Raw genomic sequence first — 17,240 nt, 5'->3', positions numbered from 1 at the left:
CTTTTGTTCTTGGTTTTTTACTGAAGATTTCTTCCATCAACTATGGTCATAGGTATTATGACACTTTCTAGATTTTGTGAAATCCGATATGCTAAAACTACTTCACCATACTTTGAGGAGGGGTAGTTTTGGTTGATAAGGTTAATGTCTCATTGAGAAATCAATCCTTTTACCTAGATTATTCACGAGGATATGAGAATAGCCAGGATATGCAACATTATCACCTTCATCAAGATTATGAGATCCTATATCTTTTAGAAGGCGAAAAAATTCTTTTTATGAATGGTGGAAAATTTACGGTTAAAAAGGATCATATCATGTTCATTGATAAAAATGTAATGCACAAAACGATTGTCAATGACCACAAGTATCAACGAATTGTCATGAACTTTAGAGATGGTTTCCTGTTGAAGGAGGACCAGGCACTAATTATGAGTCTATTTAAGCAGGGGCCACTTATGTTATCGATAAGGAATCAACAACACTTACCCTTTATTTTAGAGAAAATGCTAAAGGAATATTTCCTCAACAAGCAAGACAGTTACCGTTATTTGCAATTGTTATTATCTCAGTTTCTAACAGAATGTAAGCGATTACTAAACGAACAAACACCATCTTTAGAGCAAGAACACGTCCATCCGTCATCTGAAATTATTGACGATCTTATAGCATATATTAATGAGCATTTCCATCAAGAGATTACATTGTCCGTGCTTGCTGAGTCATTTTACCTTCATGAGCAATCCATTAGTAAGCTATTTAAAAAGTCGATAGGGTGTAGCTTTATTGAGTATTTAAATGCAGTAAGAATAACAGAGGCTAAACGACTGTTAACAGAGACAACTATGAAAATAAATCAAATTATGAAGCGAGCGGGTTATACGAACCATGTCCACTTTTGGAGAATATTCAAAAAATTAACAGGTCTATCCCCAAATGAATACCGAGAACAAGAGATATCTAAGATAAATAGAACCATATAATGTGGATAAAGTATACCTATCCACAAAAATCTGTGGATAGGTATAGAATGTGTGGATGATTCTAATCCTTATTTTTTGGCATTATGGAACGATTACGAAAAAATATATAAATCCGAAAAAGGTGATGAGAACAAGCATGTTGAGTCTTATAAACAACTTTTGTGGATAACCTGTGGGTATGTTTGATCCCTTGTGTATAATTTTCTGTGCAAAAGCTTTCCAGGATGAAAACGAATTCTTTTTTAATCCAAGGAAAAAGACGTATAATGTTAGTTGAGACTCTGGACAAAGTCTAAGAAAACCTATGACTGATAACAAAGGAAAGGGAGATTACATGGAGTATCGTCAATTTGGTAAAACAGATATGAAAATAAGTGAATTAAGCTTTGGTACTTGGGCAATTGGGGGAGCTTGGGGAAAAACAAATGACCAAGAGGCATTAAATGGACTAGCCCGTGCGATGGAAGCAGGAGTTAACTTTTTTGATACAGCAGATGTTTATGGTGATGGTCATAGTGAAGAGCTATTAGCAAAAGCCACAAAGGGCAAAGAGGATAAAATATATATCGCGACGAAGTTTTGTCGTGCTGGTGATATTCATGATCCAGAGAACTATTCAGAGGAGTCTGTCACCAATTATGTCGATAATAGCCTAAGACGTCTTAAGCGAGAGCAACTAGATCTCCTCCAAATTCACTGTCCACCCATTGAAATATTACGAGATGGGTCGGTATTTGAAGTATTGGACAAGCTACAACAAAAAGGGAAAATTCGCCATTATGGTGTAAGTGTGGAAACAGTAGAGGAAGGTTTGCTTTCCATGGAGAATCCTAATGTAGCTGCTTTGCAGGTGATTTTTAACATCTTTCGTCAAAAACCAATGATGGAGTTATTTCCAGTGGCGAAAAAGAAAAAGGTGGGAATTCTCGCAAGGGTGCCATTAGCTAGTGGTCTTTTAACAGGTAAATTTCAATCCAACCATCAATTTGAGGCAGATGATCATCGCCACTTTAATCAAAACGGGGAAGCCTTTAATGTTGGGGAAACCTTTGCTGGACTTCCGTTTCATAAAGGTGTAGAGCTTAGCAGACAATTAGAATGGATTGCGGACAGGAGAGGTAATATGACTCGTGCTGCCTTAAAGTGGATATTAAGTCATGATGCCGTTACTTCTGTAATACCAGGCTTCAAAACAGTCCAACAAGTAGAGGATAATTTAGCAGCAATGAATGTGCCTGAATTCTCAGAATCTGAACTAGAAAAATTACGTGAATTTTACCAATTAGAAGTTCATGATTCTATCCGTGGGCCATATTAATAAAGAGAGGAAATTTTTTCAATAAATGCTTGCAATCTATCCGATGAAAAGGTATACTTCTAAGGGATTAACCAAAAAATAGGTAAAGGAGGTCACGTGAGATGAGGAAAATAACGAAGAATAAACCACCTAAATTAAATAATGAAATGAACGTGACCATGCCTATATGGATTTTGCATCTTGATAAATAAAAGGGATGCTTTTACAGGATATTTGAGCTATCAGTGTGTCGCGATTTCTTAGTAGATCGCGACATTTTTGGTTTATCGCAACGCTAATCGTCCACTATCCATTTACTTTACGCTACGGTCGTGTCGGGTTAATGGACGCTAAGCCTACGATAAGTTTCTTTAACCAACAATAGGGGATAAGAATACCCCACTGTTGGAAGTCTCAATTGATAGCTTATTAATGAAACACACTTGGCTTTAGGTCTGGTGTGTTTTTTTAGTTTACGTTTGGAACATATAAATTTTTTGCAGGGAGTAAAGCGATGAAGCGAAAATTTTGAAGTCCAAAGTATAAGAAAAGCTAACGCATCCGCTAAAAGACGAGCGAATGCGAGTGTTTTTCTAATCGATACAAGAGATTGTTTCATGTGATCAGAAAGGGGTGGATAATATGAAGGAACTCGAATGGGAGGATCGTTATGGAGGTAGTTAGCTAATGTGATGAGGAGGAGTAACAATGTTTAGTGTAATGAAAAAATTATCATGGTATTTTAAAGAACAATGGGTGCGTTACATACTTGCTATTCTCGCACTGACGACATCAAGCTTATTATTTATCATTCCACCTATGATTGTGGGAGATATTATTGATGCCATTCAGACGAATCAGCTTAGCTATCAAGCATTAGCGCAAGCGACATGGCTGTTTGTCATTTTATTAGTCGTGATCTATCTCTTATCCTTCTTCTGGGGACATACGTTGTTTGGAAGAGCGATATTTTTAGAGAGAACATTACGTTCAAAACTAATGCATCATTTTATGAAAATGACGCCATCCTTTTATAGTCGTTACCGTACAGGAGATTTAATGGCACGGTCTACGAATGATTTACGAGCAGTGGCGACAACAGCTGGATTTGGGATTTTAACACTAATCGATTCAACGGTTTTTATGGCATTCATCATTGGGGTGATGTTTGTTGTGATTGATTGGAAATTAACGCTTGCTGCTTTAATTCCTCTACCTGTTATGGCATTAATAATGCAAAAATACGGTGCCAAGATCCATACAAGGTTTATGAAGGCACAAGCATTGTTTAGTGAATTAAATAATAATACGTTGGAATCGATCCAAGGTGTACGTGTTATTCGAGCATTTACCCAAGAAAAACAAGACGAACATCGCTTTAATGAAAAAGCAGAGGAAGTTTTTCAAAAAAATATTGCAGTTGCAAAATTAGATGCGCTTTTTGAACCAACTATCAAAATATTAGTAGGTTTATCCTACACCATTGGGTTAGGCTATGGTGCTTATCTAGTTATTCATGGGGATATTACGATAGGGCAGCTCGTCACCTTTAATGTGTATTTAGGAATGCTAATTTGGCCGATGTTTGCAGTAGGAGAATTAATTAATGTAATGCAACGAGGGAATGCATCACTGGATCGAATTGAAAATGTACTTGAACAAAAAGCGGATGTAAAGGATCCTTCAAAACCAATAGAGGTTAAAGCACCAGAGAACATCGTGTTTCAAGACCTTTCTTTTCAATATCCAGAAACAGATGCTATAGACTTGAAGAATATTAATCTTGAAATAACAAAGGGTGAAACTATTGGTATTGTAGGCATGACTGGAGCGGGTAAAACAACGCTTGTCAAGCAGCTTTTGAGAGAGTATCCGCCTGCTAAAGAAGGGAAACTTTTTATCAATCGTACACCTATTGAAGAGATTGCCTTAAAGAAAACAAGAGGCTGGATTGGTTATGTACCACAGGATCATATTTTATTTTCGAAAACGGTAAGAGAGAATATTATGTTCGGTCATGCGGAAGCGACGGAGAAGGATATACAGCATATCTTAGAGGCTGCATCCCTACTAGAGGATATCGAGAATTTACCTCAAGGCTTAGAGACACTTGTCGGGGAGAGTGGTGTCACCCTGTCAGGTGGACAGAAGCAACGGGTTTCGCTGGCGAGAGCCTTAATAAAAAATCCGGAAATTTTAATTCTAGATGACTCCTTATCGGCAGTAGATGGAAAAACCGAAGCAAATATTATTAAACATTTAAAACAAGAACGTGCAGGGAAAACAACGATTATTGTGGCGCACCGTCTATCTGCTGTAAAGCATGCCGATCAAATATTGGTCTTGGAAGACGGACAAATAAAGGAGCAAGGAAGACACGATGAGCTGATGCTTGAACATGGTTGGTATTATCACCAATTTCTAATCCAGCAAATGAAGGGAGGGGAAACGGCATGAACAAACAAACAACAGAAAAGCGACTATTTCAATATGCGCTTTATTTTAAGAAGACAATTATTATTGGATTGGTCTGTTTAATGTTTGCCGTAGCATTTGAATTAAGTGGACCGTTTATCGCTAAGCGACTAATTGATCAGCATATAGTCGGTGTAGAAAATCATTATGTTATCACAGACAGTCAAGATGGTGTTGATTTGGAGGGAAAGCATTATGTCCGAGTAGACAGAGCAAAAGGTAAGAATCCAACACCTGATGTGACATTATTTCAGGATGGATTAACCTTTTATTTATTAGAAGGAAAGGTTCCATTACAATCCACGATCAAAGATGTAAATGGTTCCGCAGTCACATTAGCATATCAAGAGGAAAGCATAGAAGTGGCTGGAGAGAAATTATCGGCTACGGAAGTTTTCGCTTTTTTCAAAGGAGAGATGAAACCGGTCATCTGGTTACTTGTCCTCTATATGGCACTCATCTTACTCGCTTCCATCTTTGTATATTATAAAACTTATTTATTACAATATGCTTCCAACCGTATTATTCAAAAAATGCGTAAGGATGTTTTTCATCATATCCAAAGGCTACCAATCCAATACTTTGTGGATCAACCAGCAGGTAAAATCGTAGCAAGAGTGACAAATGATACAGAAGCAATACGAGAATTATATGTGAAAGTGTTAGAGGTATTTGCCTCTGGGATAATATATATTTTTGGTATTTATGTTGCCTTATTTCTCTTAGATGTTCAATTGGCGTTGATCTCCTTAGTATTAGTCCCGATTCTATATATTTGGATGAAGGTATACAAAAAAATTGGAGGCCATTACAATCGTATCATTCGAGAAACAAACAGTAATATTAATGCAAATATCAATGAATCGATCCAAGGAATGACTGTTATTCAAGCTTATGATCAGACTGAGCGAATGCGACAAGAGTTTGAGGTTTTGAATGAAAAGCAATGCACTTATCAAACAAAGATGAACACATTTAATGCGATGTCTTCGTTTAACTTAGTAGATCTATTAAGAAATATAGCATTTGTTGCATTTATCTTATATTTTGGTACCCACGCATTAGATGGAGTAACTATTGCCTCCGCTGGTTTACTGTATGCGTTAGTGGACTTATTGACCCGTTTATTTGAACCAGTCAATCAAATCGTAAGTCAGCTTGAGCAATTGGAACAGGCCAGAGCCTCTGGAAGTAGAGTATTCCATTTACTCGATGAAAAAACAGAGGACATGAATGATCGTCGAATCTCTCGTTATCACGGTGAGGTGCAATTTGAAAATGTTTCTTTTGCGTATAAAAAAGAGGAGTATGTACTAAAGAAAATTAGCTTTAATATAAAGCCAGGGGAAACGGCTGCATTTGTAGGACACACTGGATCTGGAAAAAGTACGATTATGAATCTGCTTTTCCGATTTTATGATCCAACAAATGGACGCATACTTATTGACGGGGAAGATACGACAACCTACGCCAAGCAACAAGTAAGACAGCATATTGGCATTGTATTACAAGATCCATTTATTTTTACTGGTACGGTTCTATCTAACATAACGATGAATGATCCTTCTATTAGTAAGGAGACAGCAATAGAAGCATTAAAAGCAGTAGGAGCTGATCGTTTTATTGAAAAACTTCCACGAAAATATGAAGAACCTGTAAAAGAAAAAGGAAATGAATTCTCAACAGGTCAACGACAGCTCTTATCATTTGCACGAGCGCTTGCCTTTGATCCAGCGATTTTGATCCTAGATGAGGCGACCGCGAATATTGATACAGAGACAGAAGGGCTTATTCAAGAGGCTCTCGAAGTTTTAAAAGAAGGGAGAACGACCTTAATTATTGCGCATCGATTATCCACTATCCAACAGGCTGATCAAATCTTTGTATTGAAACATGGGCAAATCATAGAGACGGGGAACCACCAATCACTCCTAGAAGCTGAGGGAGAATACTTCAAGATGTATGAAATGCAGCTAGGTAGAAACAACGAAAATGCTTCATAAACATTTACGAGATGAAGCGATAGCGGAACCATGTTATACTTAATGAAGTATCTTAAGAAAGTTGGGGAAAAGCATGCAGCGCGGCAGTTTTCAATGGATGAAATCCTTAAATAAAGCAATCATTTTAAACAAAATACGGACATCAGGTTCTATCTCGCGGGCTCAAATTGCTAAAGAAACGGAGCTCACACCACCAACTGTTGGAACAATCGTGAAAGAGCTTTTGGATCAGGAATTGATTAAAGAGAGTGAGCTAGGAGAATCCCAAGGTGGGAGAAAACCAACCATGCTTGTATTAAATACAACAGGTTTTCACATTATCGGGATTGATGCTGGGCCTAGTAATATCTTATTTATTTTGTCTGACCTGTCAGGAAATGTAGTAGATAAGATTGATAGAGAGATCGGAAATCCAATAAATGAAACAAAATTTCTTGAGCTTCTCACACATGGTGTGCAGCAATTGATCGAACAAAATTCTCAATTAAAGTTTATCGGAATCGGAGTAGCTATGCACGGGGTAGTAGATTCTGAAGCAGGATTGGCTATTTTTGCCCCTAATTTACAACTACGAAACATTCCTATTAAACAACATCTAGAATCTACCTTTGATATGGAAGTAAAGGTAGAAAATGATGCAAAATCACTCGCCCTCGGAGAGGCATGGTTTGATGACAATCAAATATCATACAAAAGTATGGTAGCAGTAAATGTTGGTCGTGGAATCGGTGCTGGTATGGTGATTAACGGGAAAGTCTACAATGGAGAGCATGGTATAGCTGGTGAGATTGGTCATATGATGATTGATATTAATGGCAAGAGATGTACATGTGGTAACAAGGGCTGCTTACAAACACTAGCTTCAGGTCCAGCAATAGCCGATAGAGCGATGGAATTATTGAAACATGGAGAGAAAAGTGTACTGGCGGAGCACCAAATAGTCACTGCCAAAAAAGTTTATGAAGCAGCGGAACAGGAAGATGTTTTAGCGAAGCAGTTATTATATGAAACAGGAGTCTATCTCGGCATTGCCTTTACGAACCTTATCCATATCTCGAACCCGAGTAAGATTATTATCGGTGGTGGAGTTTCCAAAGCTGGTAAGCACCTCTTAGCGCCAATAACGGAAACAATTAGAAAAAGGGCTATATCAGAAAAAGCGCAGAACACTCCTGTTACGATTTCTACATTAGGGGATTATGGGTCTTCCTTAGGTGCGGTTGGACTCGTTTTAAGTGAACTTTTTGAACCGAATGTATAACTAATCAATAGGTGCTGAAATGTTAGAACTTCCTTTCATTAATGAGTAAAATGTCCTATAATAGTGAGTGTTTAGAACAAATCTTAATGAAAAGAGTTGTTACGATTGACGGAGAAATTACGATATACCTTTTCTATTTCGGAGAACCCTTTGCCTTTATATATCGAGAGTATTGGCTATAACCCTGAAGAGCTAGACTTTGATCGTCCAGAAGGCTATCCTTACTATCATTGGTTACAAACAGTGAAAGGGGAAGGGATGATTGAATTGGCTAATCAAACCTTCTCACTACCTGTTGGAAAAGGAGTATTGTTAACCCCATATACGCCACATAAGTATTACTCTGACCATGATGCAGAGGAGCTTTGGGAAACCTATTATATTACTTTTACAGGTGCCGCGATTGATCCGATCCTTAATTCTCTTGATATGAACTATTCTGCCTTTTACGAAGAAACTGATAATATATCATTTCCTCTTCATATTGAGAATATATTGAAGAAGCTTGTCAATGATGATGCCCCACATCATTTAGCCTACGAAACTTCAGCTGATTTGTATCAATTTTTAATGCATCTTAAAAAATTTGGGAAAGTGAATAATCAGCTATCGATCTTGCAGTCGTTTGAGAAAATTAGATATATCGTAGAATGGTTAGAACAAGTATACCCACAAGATATTGGCTTAATGGAGATTTCGGAAAAAGCAAAGGTAAGCTCACAACATCTAAATACGATGTTTCATGATACTTTTGGCATAAGTCCATATTCCTTCTTAGTGCAATTAAGAATAAGGGAAGCAAAAAGAATTTTAATCACCAATCCAGAGCTATCGCTAAAGGAAATTGCGAAAAAGGTTGGCTTTAATGCGGTTAGCCATTTTGTCACAACCTTTAAGAAAAGAGAAGGAGTTACACCTAGTATGTATCGAAACCTGCATCAATAGGATGCAGGTTTGTTTTTTGAAAGTAAGTTAGAATAATTTAATATATAATTAATTCTGAAATCGCTTTATAATAAGCTGTAGAGAGATAATTAAAATAATTTATTAAGGAGGTCATGAAGTTGTTCAAAAACAAAACTTTATGGGGTTTATTATTAATTGTGTCATTTGTACTACTTTTAGCAGCATGTGCTCCAGAACGAGAAGGGGCAGAGGAAGCAAACGGAACAGATGAAAGTAAAAATAATTCGGAAGAATCAGGGGAATCAGACAAGCCTGAAAAACTAGTTGTTTGGATAAATGATGAAGATATTGCAGAAGATGTTTCCAAGCAAATGTTTGAAAAATATACCGAAGAAACAGGTATTGAAATCGAATATAAAAGGGTTGCCATACCAGATCAGGTTCAAGAATTAGCTTTAGCCGGACCAACTGGAGATGGACCAGATTTGTTCTTCCAGCCACAGGATTCTTTAGGTGATATCGTTGCCCAAGGTCTTGCTGTACCGATAGAATACACTGACGAAGAAAAGGGTCAATTTACAGACGTTGCCATGGATGCCTTTACTTATGATGGCGATATCTACGGTGCTCCTGTCGCAATCGAAACCTATTTTACTTTCTATAATAAAAGTTTAATAGATGAAGCTCCAGAAACGATTGAAGATGTGTTTAATATGTCAAAAGAACTAACAGATGCAAGTAAAGATCAATATGGATTTCTTATTTCACCAGAATTTTATTATCTCTATTCCTTTATGAATGCTTACGGAGGGTATGTGTTCGGTGAGGAAAATGGTGTATATGATCCAACTGATATTGGTTTAGACAATGAAGGATCAATCGAAGGATTGAACAAGTATAAAGAGTTTATTGATGCAGGGTTACTTCCTAAGACATTGACTGTAGACATACTTGATGGTCTTTTCAAAGAAGGAAAAGTAGGGATGGTTGTCAGTGGTCCGTGGAATATGCCGATCTATAAGGAAGCATTAGGAGAAGATGTAGCTACTGCACCACTTCCGAAAATGAATGGAGAAGTTGCTCCTTCCTTTGTAGGTGTTAAGTCTTGGTTAGTATCCTACTTTAGTGATAATCAAGAATGGGCAGCTGATCTTGCGAAGTTTATGACAAATGATGAAAATTCACAAGTTTACTTTGATGTAACAGGTGAATTACCACCAAGACCAGAGATTTTGGATGCAGTGAACGATCCGATGTATGCAGGTTATACAGAACAAGTTCCACACGGTACACTAATGCCTAATATTCCTGAAATGTCCCCAGTATGGGATATGGATACGGCAATCGAATTGATCAATAATGGTGCAAAAGTAGAGGAAGCTGTTCCAGAAACAGTGCAATCCATTAAAGACAAAATTGCCGCATCTGCATCACAGTAATGATAAATGAGTGGAAAGGATATTCTTTTCCACTCTCCATTTTTCTAAAGCTAGTAAGACGAAAGAGGTGGATTTGATGCCTAGTAATGAAGCTAGTATTGAAATGAAAGAAAAAAAGCTTAATCCTACCATTGCGATGGTGTTATCGATTCTCCTAGCAGGATTAGGCCAGATATATAACAAGCGTTATATAAAGGGAATTTCTTTTATTGTATTGGAAATTGCCTTTATTGTAGCGACTTTTGATTTTCTATGGCTAGGTTTATGGGGGATTATTACATTAGGAACGATACCAGGTGTGGACCATTCTATATTTTTATTAGTCTATGGAATTGTCGCATTGATTTTACTAGCATTTGCGGTTACTTTTTATGTTTTTAACGTACTAGATGCTAGAAAGCAAGCAATCAAATTGAACAATGGCTGGGAGCCACCGACATTTTCACAGGCCGTAAAAAACGGATATGATAAAGCTTTTCCTTATATTATGACAGCTCCGGGGTTAATCCTATTAATTTTTACGGTTGTTTTTCCGTTACTATTTGCCATTGCATTAGCCTTTACAAATTATGACTTGTATAATTCTCCTCCAAGAAATCTCGTGGAGTGGGTTGGGCTGAGCAATTTCTTAGACCTAGGTACGGTAGATATCTGGAAAAATACCTTTGCAAGTGTATTTACATGGACAATTGTCTGGACGATAGTGGCAACTTCGTTTCAAATCGTTGTTGGATTAATTCTTGCAGTATTAGTCAATGACAAACGAATTAAATTTAAGAAAACGATACGAACTATTTTAATTTTGCCATGGGCCGTTCCTGGATTTGTCTCGATCTTAATTTTTGCAGCAATGTTCAACGATGAATTCGGAGCGATAAACCAGGATATCATTATTCCTTTGATAGGTGGCGAAGGTTTACCTTAGCTGACAGATCCTTTCTATACGAAAATTGTTTTAATTCTTATTCAAACATGGTTGGGATATCCTTTTGTTTTTGCATTATTTTCAGGTGTGCTTCAGAGTATATCCTCTGAATGGTATGAGGCAGCAGAGGTGGATGGAGCAACTCGTTGGCAAAAATTCCGTCACATTACCTTACCACATGTTTTATTTGCAACAGCACCACTATTAATTATTCAATATACAACGAATTTTAATAACTTTAATATTATTTATTTATTTAATGAAGGTGGACCAGCAGTGCAAGGTCAGAATGCCGGAGGAACGGACATTCTTATTTCATGGGTATATAAATTAACCTTTGAAACAAATGACTATAGTATGGCTGCAGCTATTTCCTTAATTATCGGTTTGATCGTTTCGATTTTTGCGATTTTCCAATTCAGAAGAACAAGCTCATTTAAAGAGGAGGGGAACATGTAATGAATCCAAAGGTAAAGTCAAAACTAGAAGTAGCAGGTATATATACGATTTTTGGCTTGATGGCTGTTATCATCATTTATCCCCTTGTTTGGGCATTTGGGATGTCTCTGAATCCAGGAAATAGTCTGTATTCTGCTTCCATCATTCCAGAGAATTGGTCACTCGAGCATTATAAATGGTTATTTACAGATCCAAATAGTGATTATTTACTTTGGTATAAAAATAGCATGATTGTTTCGGGATGTGCGGCACTATTTTCGGTGATTATGACTTCATTTGTTGCTTTTTCCTTTTCACGATATCAATTCGTTGGGAAAAAATCAGGACTCTACACTTTTTTAATATTACAGATGTTTCCGGTCATGATGGCGATGGTAGCCTTATATATCTTTTTACATCTAATTGGATTATTGGATACATTAACGGGATTAATTTTAATTTATATTGGAGGACAGATTCCGTTTAATGCATGGTTAGTAAAAGGTTACTTAGATACGATTCCAAGAGAACTAGATGAGGCAGCTAGAATTGATGGTGCAGGACATTTTACGGTTTTTGTTCGAATTATTCTACCACTTGCGAAGCCTATTCTGGCCGTAGTAGCACTGTTTAATTTTATGACACCATTGTTTGATTTTATCTTGCCATCAATCATATTAAATAGCCCAGAAAAATACACGATAGCATTAGGGTTATTTAATTTTATAAATGATCAATTTTCAAACAATTTTACTAGATTTTCAGCAGGGGCTATTTTAATAGCAGTACCAGTTGCGATTGTTTACTTATTCCTACAACGCTTCCTGATTTCAGGCTTAACTGCTGGTGGTACAAAAGGTTAAATAAAGCTTGGAGGAATAAATGATGACAGAAAAAAATAAAGAATTTCTAAAGGGTGTAGACCTATCCTTTGTCGATGAGGTAGAAAGTGAAGGTGGGGTTTATTACGAAAATGGTCATTCCGTTGATGTGATAGATTTATTACATCGATCTGGTGTGAATACGGTACGCCTTCGCTTATGGCATACACCTTCAGGGGGATATTGTAATATAGCGCGGACGATAAAAATGGCGCAACGGATAAAGGAATATAACATGCATTTTCTACTAGATTTCCATTATTCCGATTATTGGGCAGATCCAGGTAAACAAACGAAGCCAAAGGCATGGCAAGCTTTAACCTTTCCACAACTTACAGAGGAAGTGAAAAGGTATACCTATGATGTGATGCATGAATTGAGTCTTGCGAAGGCTTTACCAGACATGGTGCAGATTGGAAATGAAATAACAAATGGTATGCTCTGGGACGATGGGAAAATATATAAAGAAAAAAACGGAGTAGAAGTAGAAGAATGGGCAGGAATTATTGCCTTAATTAGGGCGGGGCTTGAAGGGGTCAAAGAAGCAACAAATGAGAAACAAGTAGAAACGATGATTCATATTGATCGAGGCGGAGACAATGAGGGGACTCGTAAATTTTTTGACAAGATGGTAGATGCATCTATGGAGTATGATGTTATCGGACTTTCCTATTATCCATGGTGGCATGGTCCTTATCAAGATTTCGTTACGAATTTAGAGGATGTTGCCAATAGATATCAAAAGGAAATTATCGTTGTAGAGGTCGCATATCCGTGGACGGTGCCAGCTGACTTGCCACAAGTAGATAATGAACCGGACATTCGAAAATATCTGGTAGATGGCTATCCTGCTACACCAGAAGGCCAAAAAGCCTATCTAACTAAATTAATCGAAACGATAAAAAACGTTCCTGGACAATTAGGTAGAGGTTTTTACTATTGGGAGCCATGTTGGATTCCTAGTAAAGAGAAGTGGTCAGTAGGACATGAAAACAATTGGTCCCACTTAACCTTATTCGATTACGAGGGAAATAAATTAATAGGCTTGGATGCCTTTTATGATAAAAATACAGAGAAGTAAGGTGATCATATGAAGAAATTCAATCCAGTGAGTGAGAAAATACCAAAAATGCTACATGGTGCTGATTATAACCCAGAGCAATGGGAAAAGTATCCAGAAGTTTTAGAAGAAGATATTCGTTTAATGAAGCTTGCTAATTGTAATGTGATGTCTGTGGGGATTTTCTCTTGGGCAAAGCTAGAACCAGAGGAAGGCAAGTTTAATTTTGAATGGATGGATCGATTATTAGATACTTTTCACGAAAACGGGATCTATGCCTTTTTAGCAACCCCGACAGGTGCAAGGCCTGCTTGGATGTCAGAGAAATACCCAGAAGTGCTTAGGGTAGGGGCTAATCGTGTCCGCAATCTCCATGGAATGCGCCATAACCATTGCTTCACTTCACCAGTATATCGTGAGAAAACTACGATGATGAACACAAAGCTCGCAGAAAGATATGCACATCATCCAGCTGTAATCGGTTGGCATATATCCAATGAATATGGTGGAGAATGTCATTGCTCTTACTGCCAAGATGCCTTTAGAGAATGGTTAAAAAAGAAATATCAAACTTTAGATGCACTCAATGATGCGTGGTGGACAACATTTTGGAGTCATACGTATACTAGCTGGTCCCAGGTAGAGTCTCCAGCACCTCATGGCGAAACAATGGTACATGGTCAGAACTTAGATTGGAAAAGGTTTGTAACAGATCAAACGCTAGATTTTTATCGCCATGAAATCAAGCCATTGAAAAAGGCGAATCCAGATCTACCTGCAACCGCCAATTTTATGGAGGCATTTGAAGGACTAAATTATGCGAAATTTGCGGATGATTTAGATATCGTATCATGGGATTCTTATCCAACCTGGCATGATGAGCAGGATGAATCGAATCTTGCAGCATGGACAGCAATGAATCATGATATGTTTCGCTCTCTGAAGGGTGGAAAGCCATTCCTATTAATGGAGAGTACACCAAGCTTAACGAACTGGCAGCCTATTAGTAAATTGAAGAAACCGGGAATGCATGTCCTTTCTTCTTTACAAGCTGTCGCACACGGATCGGATTCTGTTCAATATTTCCAATGGCGGAAAAGCAGAGGATCCAGTGAAAAATTTCATGGAGCTGTTGTAGATCATGCTGGACATGAAAATACACGTGTATTTCAAGAAGTATCGGAGCTTGGAGGGAATTTATCCAGACTTGATGAGATCGTAGGAACAACGGTGAATGCGGAAGTAGCGATTATATTTGACACAGAAAATCGTTGGGCAGTAAAGGATTCACAGGGCCCAAGAAATAGTGGTGTTCATTACGAAAAGACGGTTAGGGAGCACTATCAAGCATTTTGGGAGCAAGGAATTGCGGTAGACGTAATTGATATGGACAGAGATTTGTCAAAGTATAAACTTGTTATAGCGCCAATGCTTTATATGGTCAAGCAAGGTGTCGGTGAGAAAATAGAGAAATTTGTTCAAAATGGTGGAACCTTTGTCACGACGTATTGGTCTGGAATTGTAGATGAAAATGATCTCTGCTTCCTTGGCGGGTTTCCAGGTCCATTGCGTAAAACACTAGGCATATGGTCAGAGGAAATTGATAGTCTCTATGACAGTGAAGTGAACAAGGTGGAAACAATCGGAAATAATCGCTTCGGATTGGAAGGTGAGTTTGAGGCAAAAGAACTTTGTGACCTCATTCAACTAGAAGGCGCAGAAGCAATTGCACAATATACGAACGATTTTTATGCGGGTAAGCCCGCATTGACAGTGAATCAATTTGGAGAAGGTGAAGCGTATTATATTGCTTCAAGAAATAATTCGTCCTTCCACCAAGCCTTCTATAGTAATTTGGCGAAACAATTAGGATTGAAAAAAGCACTTGATGGTAGTTTACCAAAGGGTGTAAGTGCACAGGTTCGTACAGATGGAGAGAAGGAATTTATCTTTCTTATGAATTTTTCTAATCAAACTAAAAGTGTTGATCTAGCAGATAACAGGTATCAGGATCTGTTAAATGATCAAGAACTTACAGGGATAGTAACACTGGATGGCTTTAGTGTAAAGATATTAAAAAATTAGTTTATTTTAAAAGGGTACTCTCAATGTGAGGGTACTCTTTTTTTAAAGTTTGTTGAAAGAATTATGGTGAAGCTTGTTTTAAAAAGAACGCATTTTTAATGATCAACCAATACAATCAAATGTCGATAAAGAATATTTCAACATTTATGGGACTGATTCGAGGCAGATCCTCGTTGAACCGTCCTATATTTGAATATATTGGACAGAACGAAGCTAGGCGCACGTGGAAATGTCTGATATCGGATTAAATGGAACAGACAGAAGTCAGAAGAGTCAGAAGCACGCTGGAATGTCTATTGTATTGGGACTATAGAGAAACAACCTCCTCACATCATTAAGCTTGAAAAGTTTTCCTCCATTATAGGAAACACACGCTATGGAAAAGGTTTTCAAAAAGGTGTTGTAATAATAATAGGAATCTTTATACTATAAAAGGAGAACTAGAAAATAGGTAAAACTCCCTATTTTTATGAAAGGGGTTACAATATTGAGGAAATTATTATTCGTTTATCTCATTCTAATTGGTGTATTTGTCGTCTATGTCTATCAGTATCAATCAGAGAACACCTCCAATAATCAATGGTCAGAGCATGAATTACGAGGGACAATTGATGAAAATTATGTAATGGTCACCTTCCAATCAGGAATTGATTACTGGAAAAGGGCATTGAAAGGATTTGAGGATGCGGCAGAGGCATTGAATGTATCGGTAGAATATCGTGGTGCCACACAATATGATGTGAATGAACAAATAACCGTTTTAGAACAAGTTATTGCGAAAAAGCCTGCTGGTATTGCTGTTTCGGCAATGGATCCTGATGCATTAAATGATGTAATAAACAAAGCGGTTGAGGCAGGGATTCCAATTGTTGCATTTGATTCAAATGCACCTGAGAGTAAGGTGTTTTCCTTTTTAGGGACTGATAATTATTATGCTGGAGTGACGGCAGCCCATAAAATGGCGGAATTATTAAATGGCGCAGGAGAAATTGGAATTGTTACACATCCTAAACAATTAAATCATAAAGAACGAACAAAAGGGTTCCGAGAAACTATTGCAAAGGAATACCCAAAAATGAATATCGTTTCCATTCAAGATGGTAGAGGAGATCAAATGACTTCCAAAGAAGTAGTGGATGAAATGATCGGAAAGTTTCCTAATTTAAAAGGAGTCTTTGCCTCAGAAGCAAACGGAGGAGTCGGCGTTGGACAATCGATATTGGAGCAGCAAAAAAAAGGGGAAATACACATTATCAGCTTTGATACGGACAAGGGTACATTAGATATGGTGGATGAAGGGGTTATTTCTGCTACACTGGCACAGGGAACCTGGAAGATGGGATATTGGTCCTTGCAATACTTATTCCATCTGCAGCATGGCTTGGCAGAGAACATGGAGGTAGGTAGGAGCTTACCGCGTTATGTAGATACTGGTATCACGATTGTTACGCAGGAAAATGTAGAAGCATTTTATCCAAATGAATGAT

At 37.6% G+C, this 17,240-nt stretch carries 11 protein-coding genes and 1 pseudogene; all 12 read left to right on the top strand.

Annotated elements, in window-relative coordinates; genetic code table 11:
- Positions 1-128 precede the first annotated feature (128 nt).
- The 12 genes and pseudogenes from ACZ5R4_RS10390 (at position 129) to ACZ5R4_RS10335 (ending at position 17,239) form a co-directional block, all read left to right on the top strand.
- Positions 129-983: an AraC family transcriptional regulator gene (locus ACZ5R4_RS10390; protein WP_109984735.1), complete on the top strand. Its 855-nt coding sequence runs from the start codon at positions 129-131 to the stop codon at positions 981-983.
- A 334-nt stretch (positions 984-1,317) separates the two neighbouring features.
- A complete protein-coding gene (locus ACZ5R4_RS10385) occupies positions 1,318-2,301 on the top strand; it encodes an aldo/keto reductase (RefSeq protein WP_109984736.1) in 984 nt (327 codons plus the stop codon).
- 687 nt (positions 2,302-2,988) lie between these two features.
- Complete coding sequence (locus tag ACZ5R4_RS10380) at positions 2,989-4,737, top strand: ABC transporter ATP-binding protein (RefSeq protein ID WP_109984737.1); 1,749 nt, start codon at positions 2,989-2,991, stop codon at positions 4,735-4,737.
- Positions 4,734-6,758, top strand: coding sequence for an ABC transporter ATP-binding protein (locus ACZ5R4_RS10375; protein WP_109984738.1), 2,025 nt, complete (start codon positions 4,734-4,736; stop codon positions 6,756-6,758). Before ACZ5R4_RS10380 ends, ACZ5R4_RS10375 begins: the two co-directional genes overlap by 4 nt.
- 73 nt (positions 6,759-6,831) lie before the next feature.
- The gene (locus tag ACZ5R4_RS10370) at positions 6,832-8,019 is read left to right on the top strand and encodes an ROK family transcriptional regulator (RefSeq protein WP_109984739.1); all 1,188 of its coding nucleotides are present in this window, start codon (positions 6,832-6,834) and stop codon (positions 8,017-8,019) included.
- Positions 8,020-8,124: 105 nt separating this feature from the next.
- Positions 8,125-8,964: an AraC family transcriptional regulator gene (locus ACZ5R4_RS10365; RefSeq protein WP_109984740.1), complete on the top strand. Its 840-nt coding sequence runs from the start codon at positions 8,125-8,127 to the stop codon at positions 8,962-8,964.
- A gap of 119 nt (positions 8,965-9,083) precedes the next feature.
- The gene (locus ACZ5R4_RS10360; RefSeq protein WP_109984741.1) at positions 9,084-10,364 is read left to right on the top strand and encodes a sugar ABC transporter substrate-binding protein; all 1,281 of its coding nucleotides are present in this window, start codon (positions 9,084-9,086) and stop codon (positions 10,362-10,364) included.
- 76 nt (positions 10,365-10,440) lie between these two features.
- Positions 10,441-11,748: pseudogene (locus ACZ5R4_RS10355) on the top strand (carbohydrate ABC transporter permease).
- Entirely contained in the window at positions 11,748-12,590 is an 843-nt protein-coding gene (locus ACZ5R4_RS10350; protein WP_109984742.1) for a sugar ABC transporter permease, read from the top strand. The pseudogene ACZ5R4_RS10355 and the gene ACZ5R4_RS10350 overlap by 1 nt, the downstream one beginning before the upstream one ends.
- Positions 12,591-12,612: 22 nt before the next feature.
- Positions 12,613-13,689 carry a glycoside hydrolase family 53 protein gene (locus tag ACZ5R4_RS10345; RefSeq protein WP_109984743.1) on the top strand — a complete coding sequence of 359 codons (1,077 nt, stop codon included), beginning with the start codon at positions 12,613-12,615 and terminating at the stop codon, positions 13,687-13,689.
- Between the two features lie 9 nt (positions 13,690-13,698).
- On the top strand, positions 13,699-15,753 hold the full coding sequence (locus ACZ5R4_RS10340; protein WP_109984744.1) for a beta-galactosidase: 2,055 nt from the start codon (positions 13,699-13,701) through the stop codon (positions 15,751-15,753).
- Positions 15,754-16,240: 487 nt separating this feature from the next.
- Complete coding sequence (locus ACZ5R4_RS10335; RefSeq protein WP_181397554.1) at positions 16,241-17,239, top strand: substrate-binding domain-containing protein; 999 nt, start codon at positions 16,241-16,243, stop codon at positions 17,237-17,239.
- Position 17,240 lies beyond the last annotated feature (1 nt).

The sequence above is a fragment of the Gracilibacillus sp. JCM 18860 genome (assembly GCF_055395245.1).
The sequence above is the reverse complement of the archived record's forward strand: the minus strand, read 5'-3'. Positions and strand labels throughout refer to the sequence as shown.

What these genes read in the sequence shown, in the direction of transcription:
- ACZ5R4_RS10350 (WP_109984742.1), top strand. Translation starts at nt 11,748, where the DNA reads ATGAATCCAAAGGTAAAGTCAAAACTAGAAGTAGCAGGTATATATACG.
- ACZ5R4_RS10380 (WP_109984737.1), top strand. Translation starts at nt 2,989, where the DNA reads ATGTTTAGTGTAATGAAAAAATTATCATGGTATTTTAAAGAACAATGG.
- ACZ5R4_RS10385 (WP_109984736.1), top strand. Translation starts at nt 1,318, where the DNA reads ATGGAGTATCGTCAATTTGGTAAAACAGATATGAAAATAAGTGAATTA.
- ACZ5R4_RS10375 (WP_109984738.1), top strand. Translation starts at nt 4,734, where the DNA reads ATGAACAAACAAACAACAGAAAAGCGACTATTTCAATATGCGCTTTAT.
- ACZ5R4_RS10345 (WP_109984743.1), top strand. Translation starts at nt 12,613, where the DNA reads ATGACAGAAAAAAATAAAGAATTTCTAAAGGGTGTAGACCTATCCTTT.
- ACZ5R4_RS10370 (WP_109984739.1), top strand. Translation starts at nt 6,832, where the DNA reads ATGCAGCGCGGCAGTTTTCAATGGATGAAATCCTTAAATAAAGCAATC.
- ACZ5R4_RS10340 (WP_109984744.1), top strand. Translation starts at nt 13,699, where the DNA reads ATGAAGAAATTCAATCCAGTGAGTGAGAAAATACCAAAAATGCTACAT.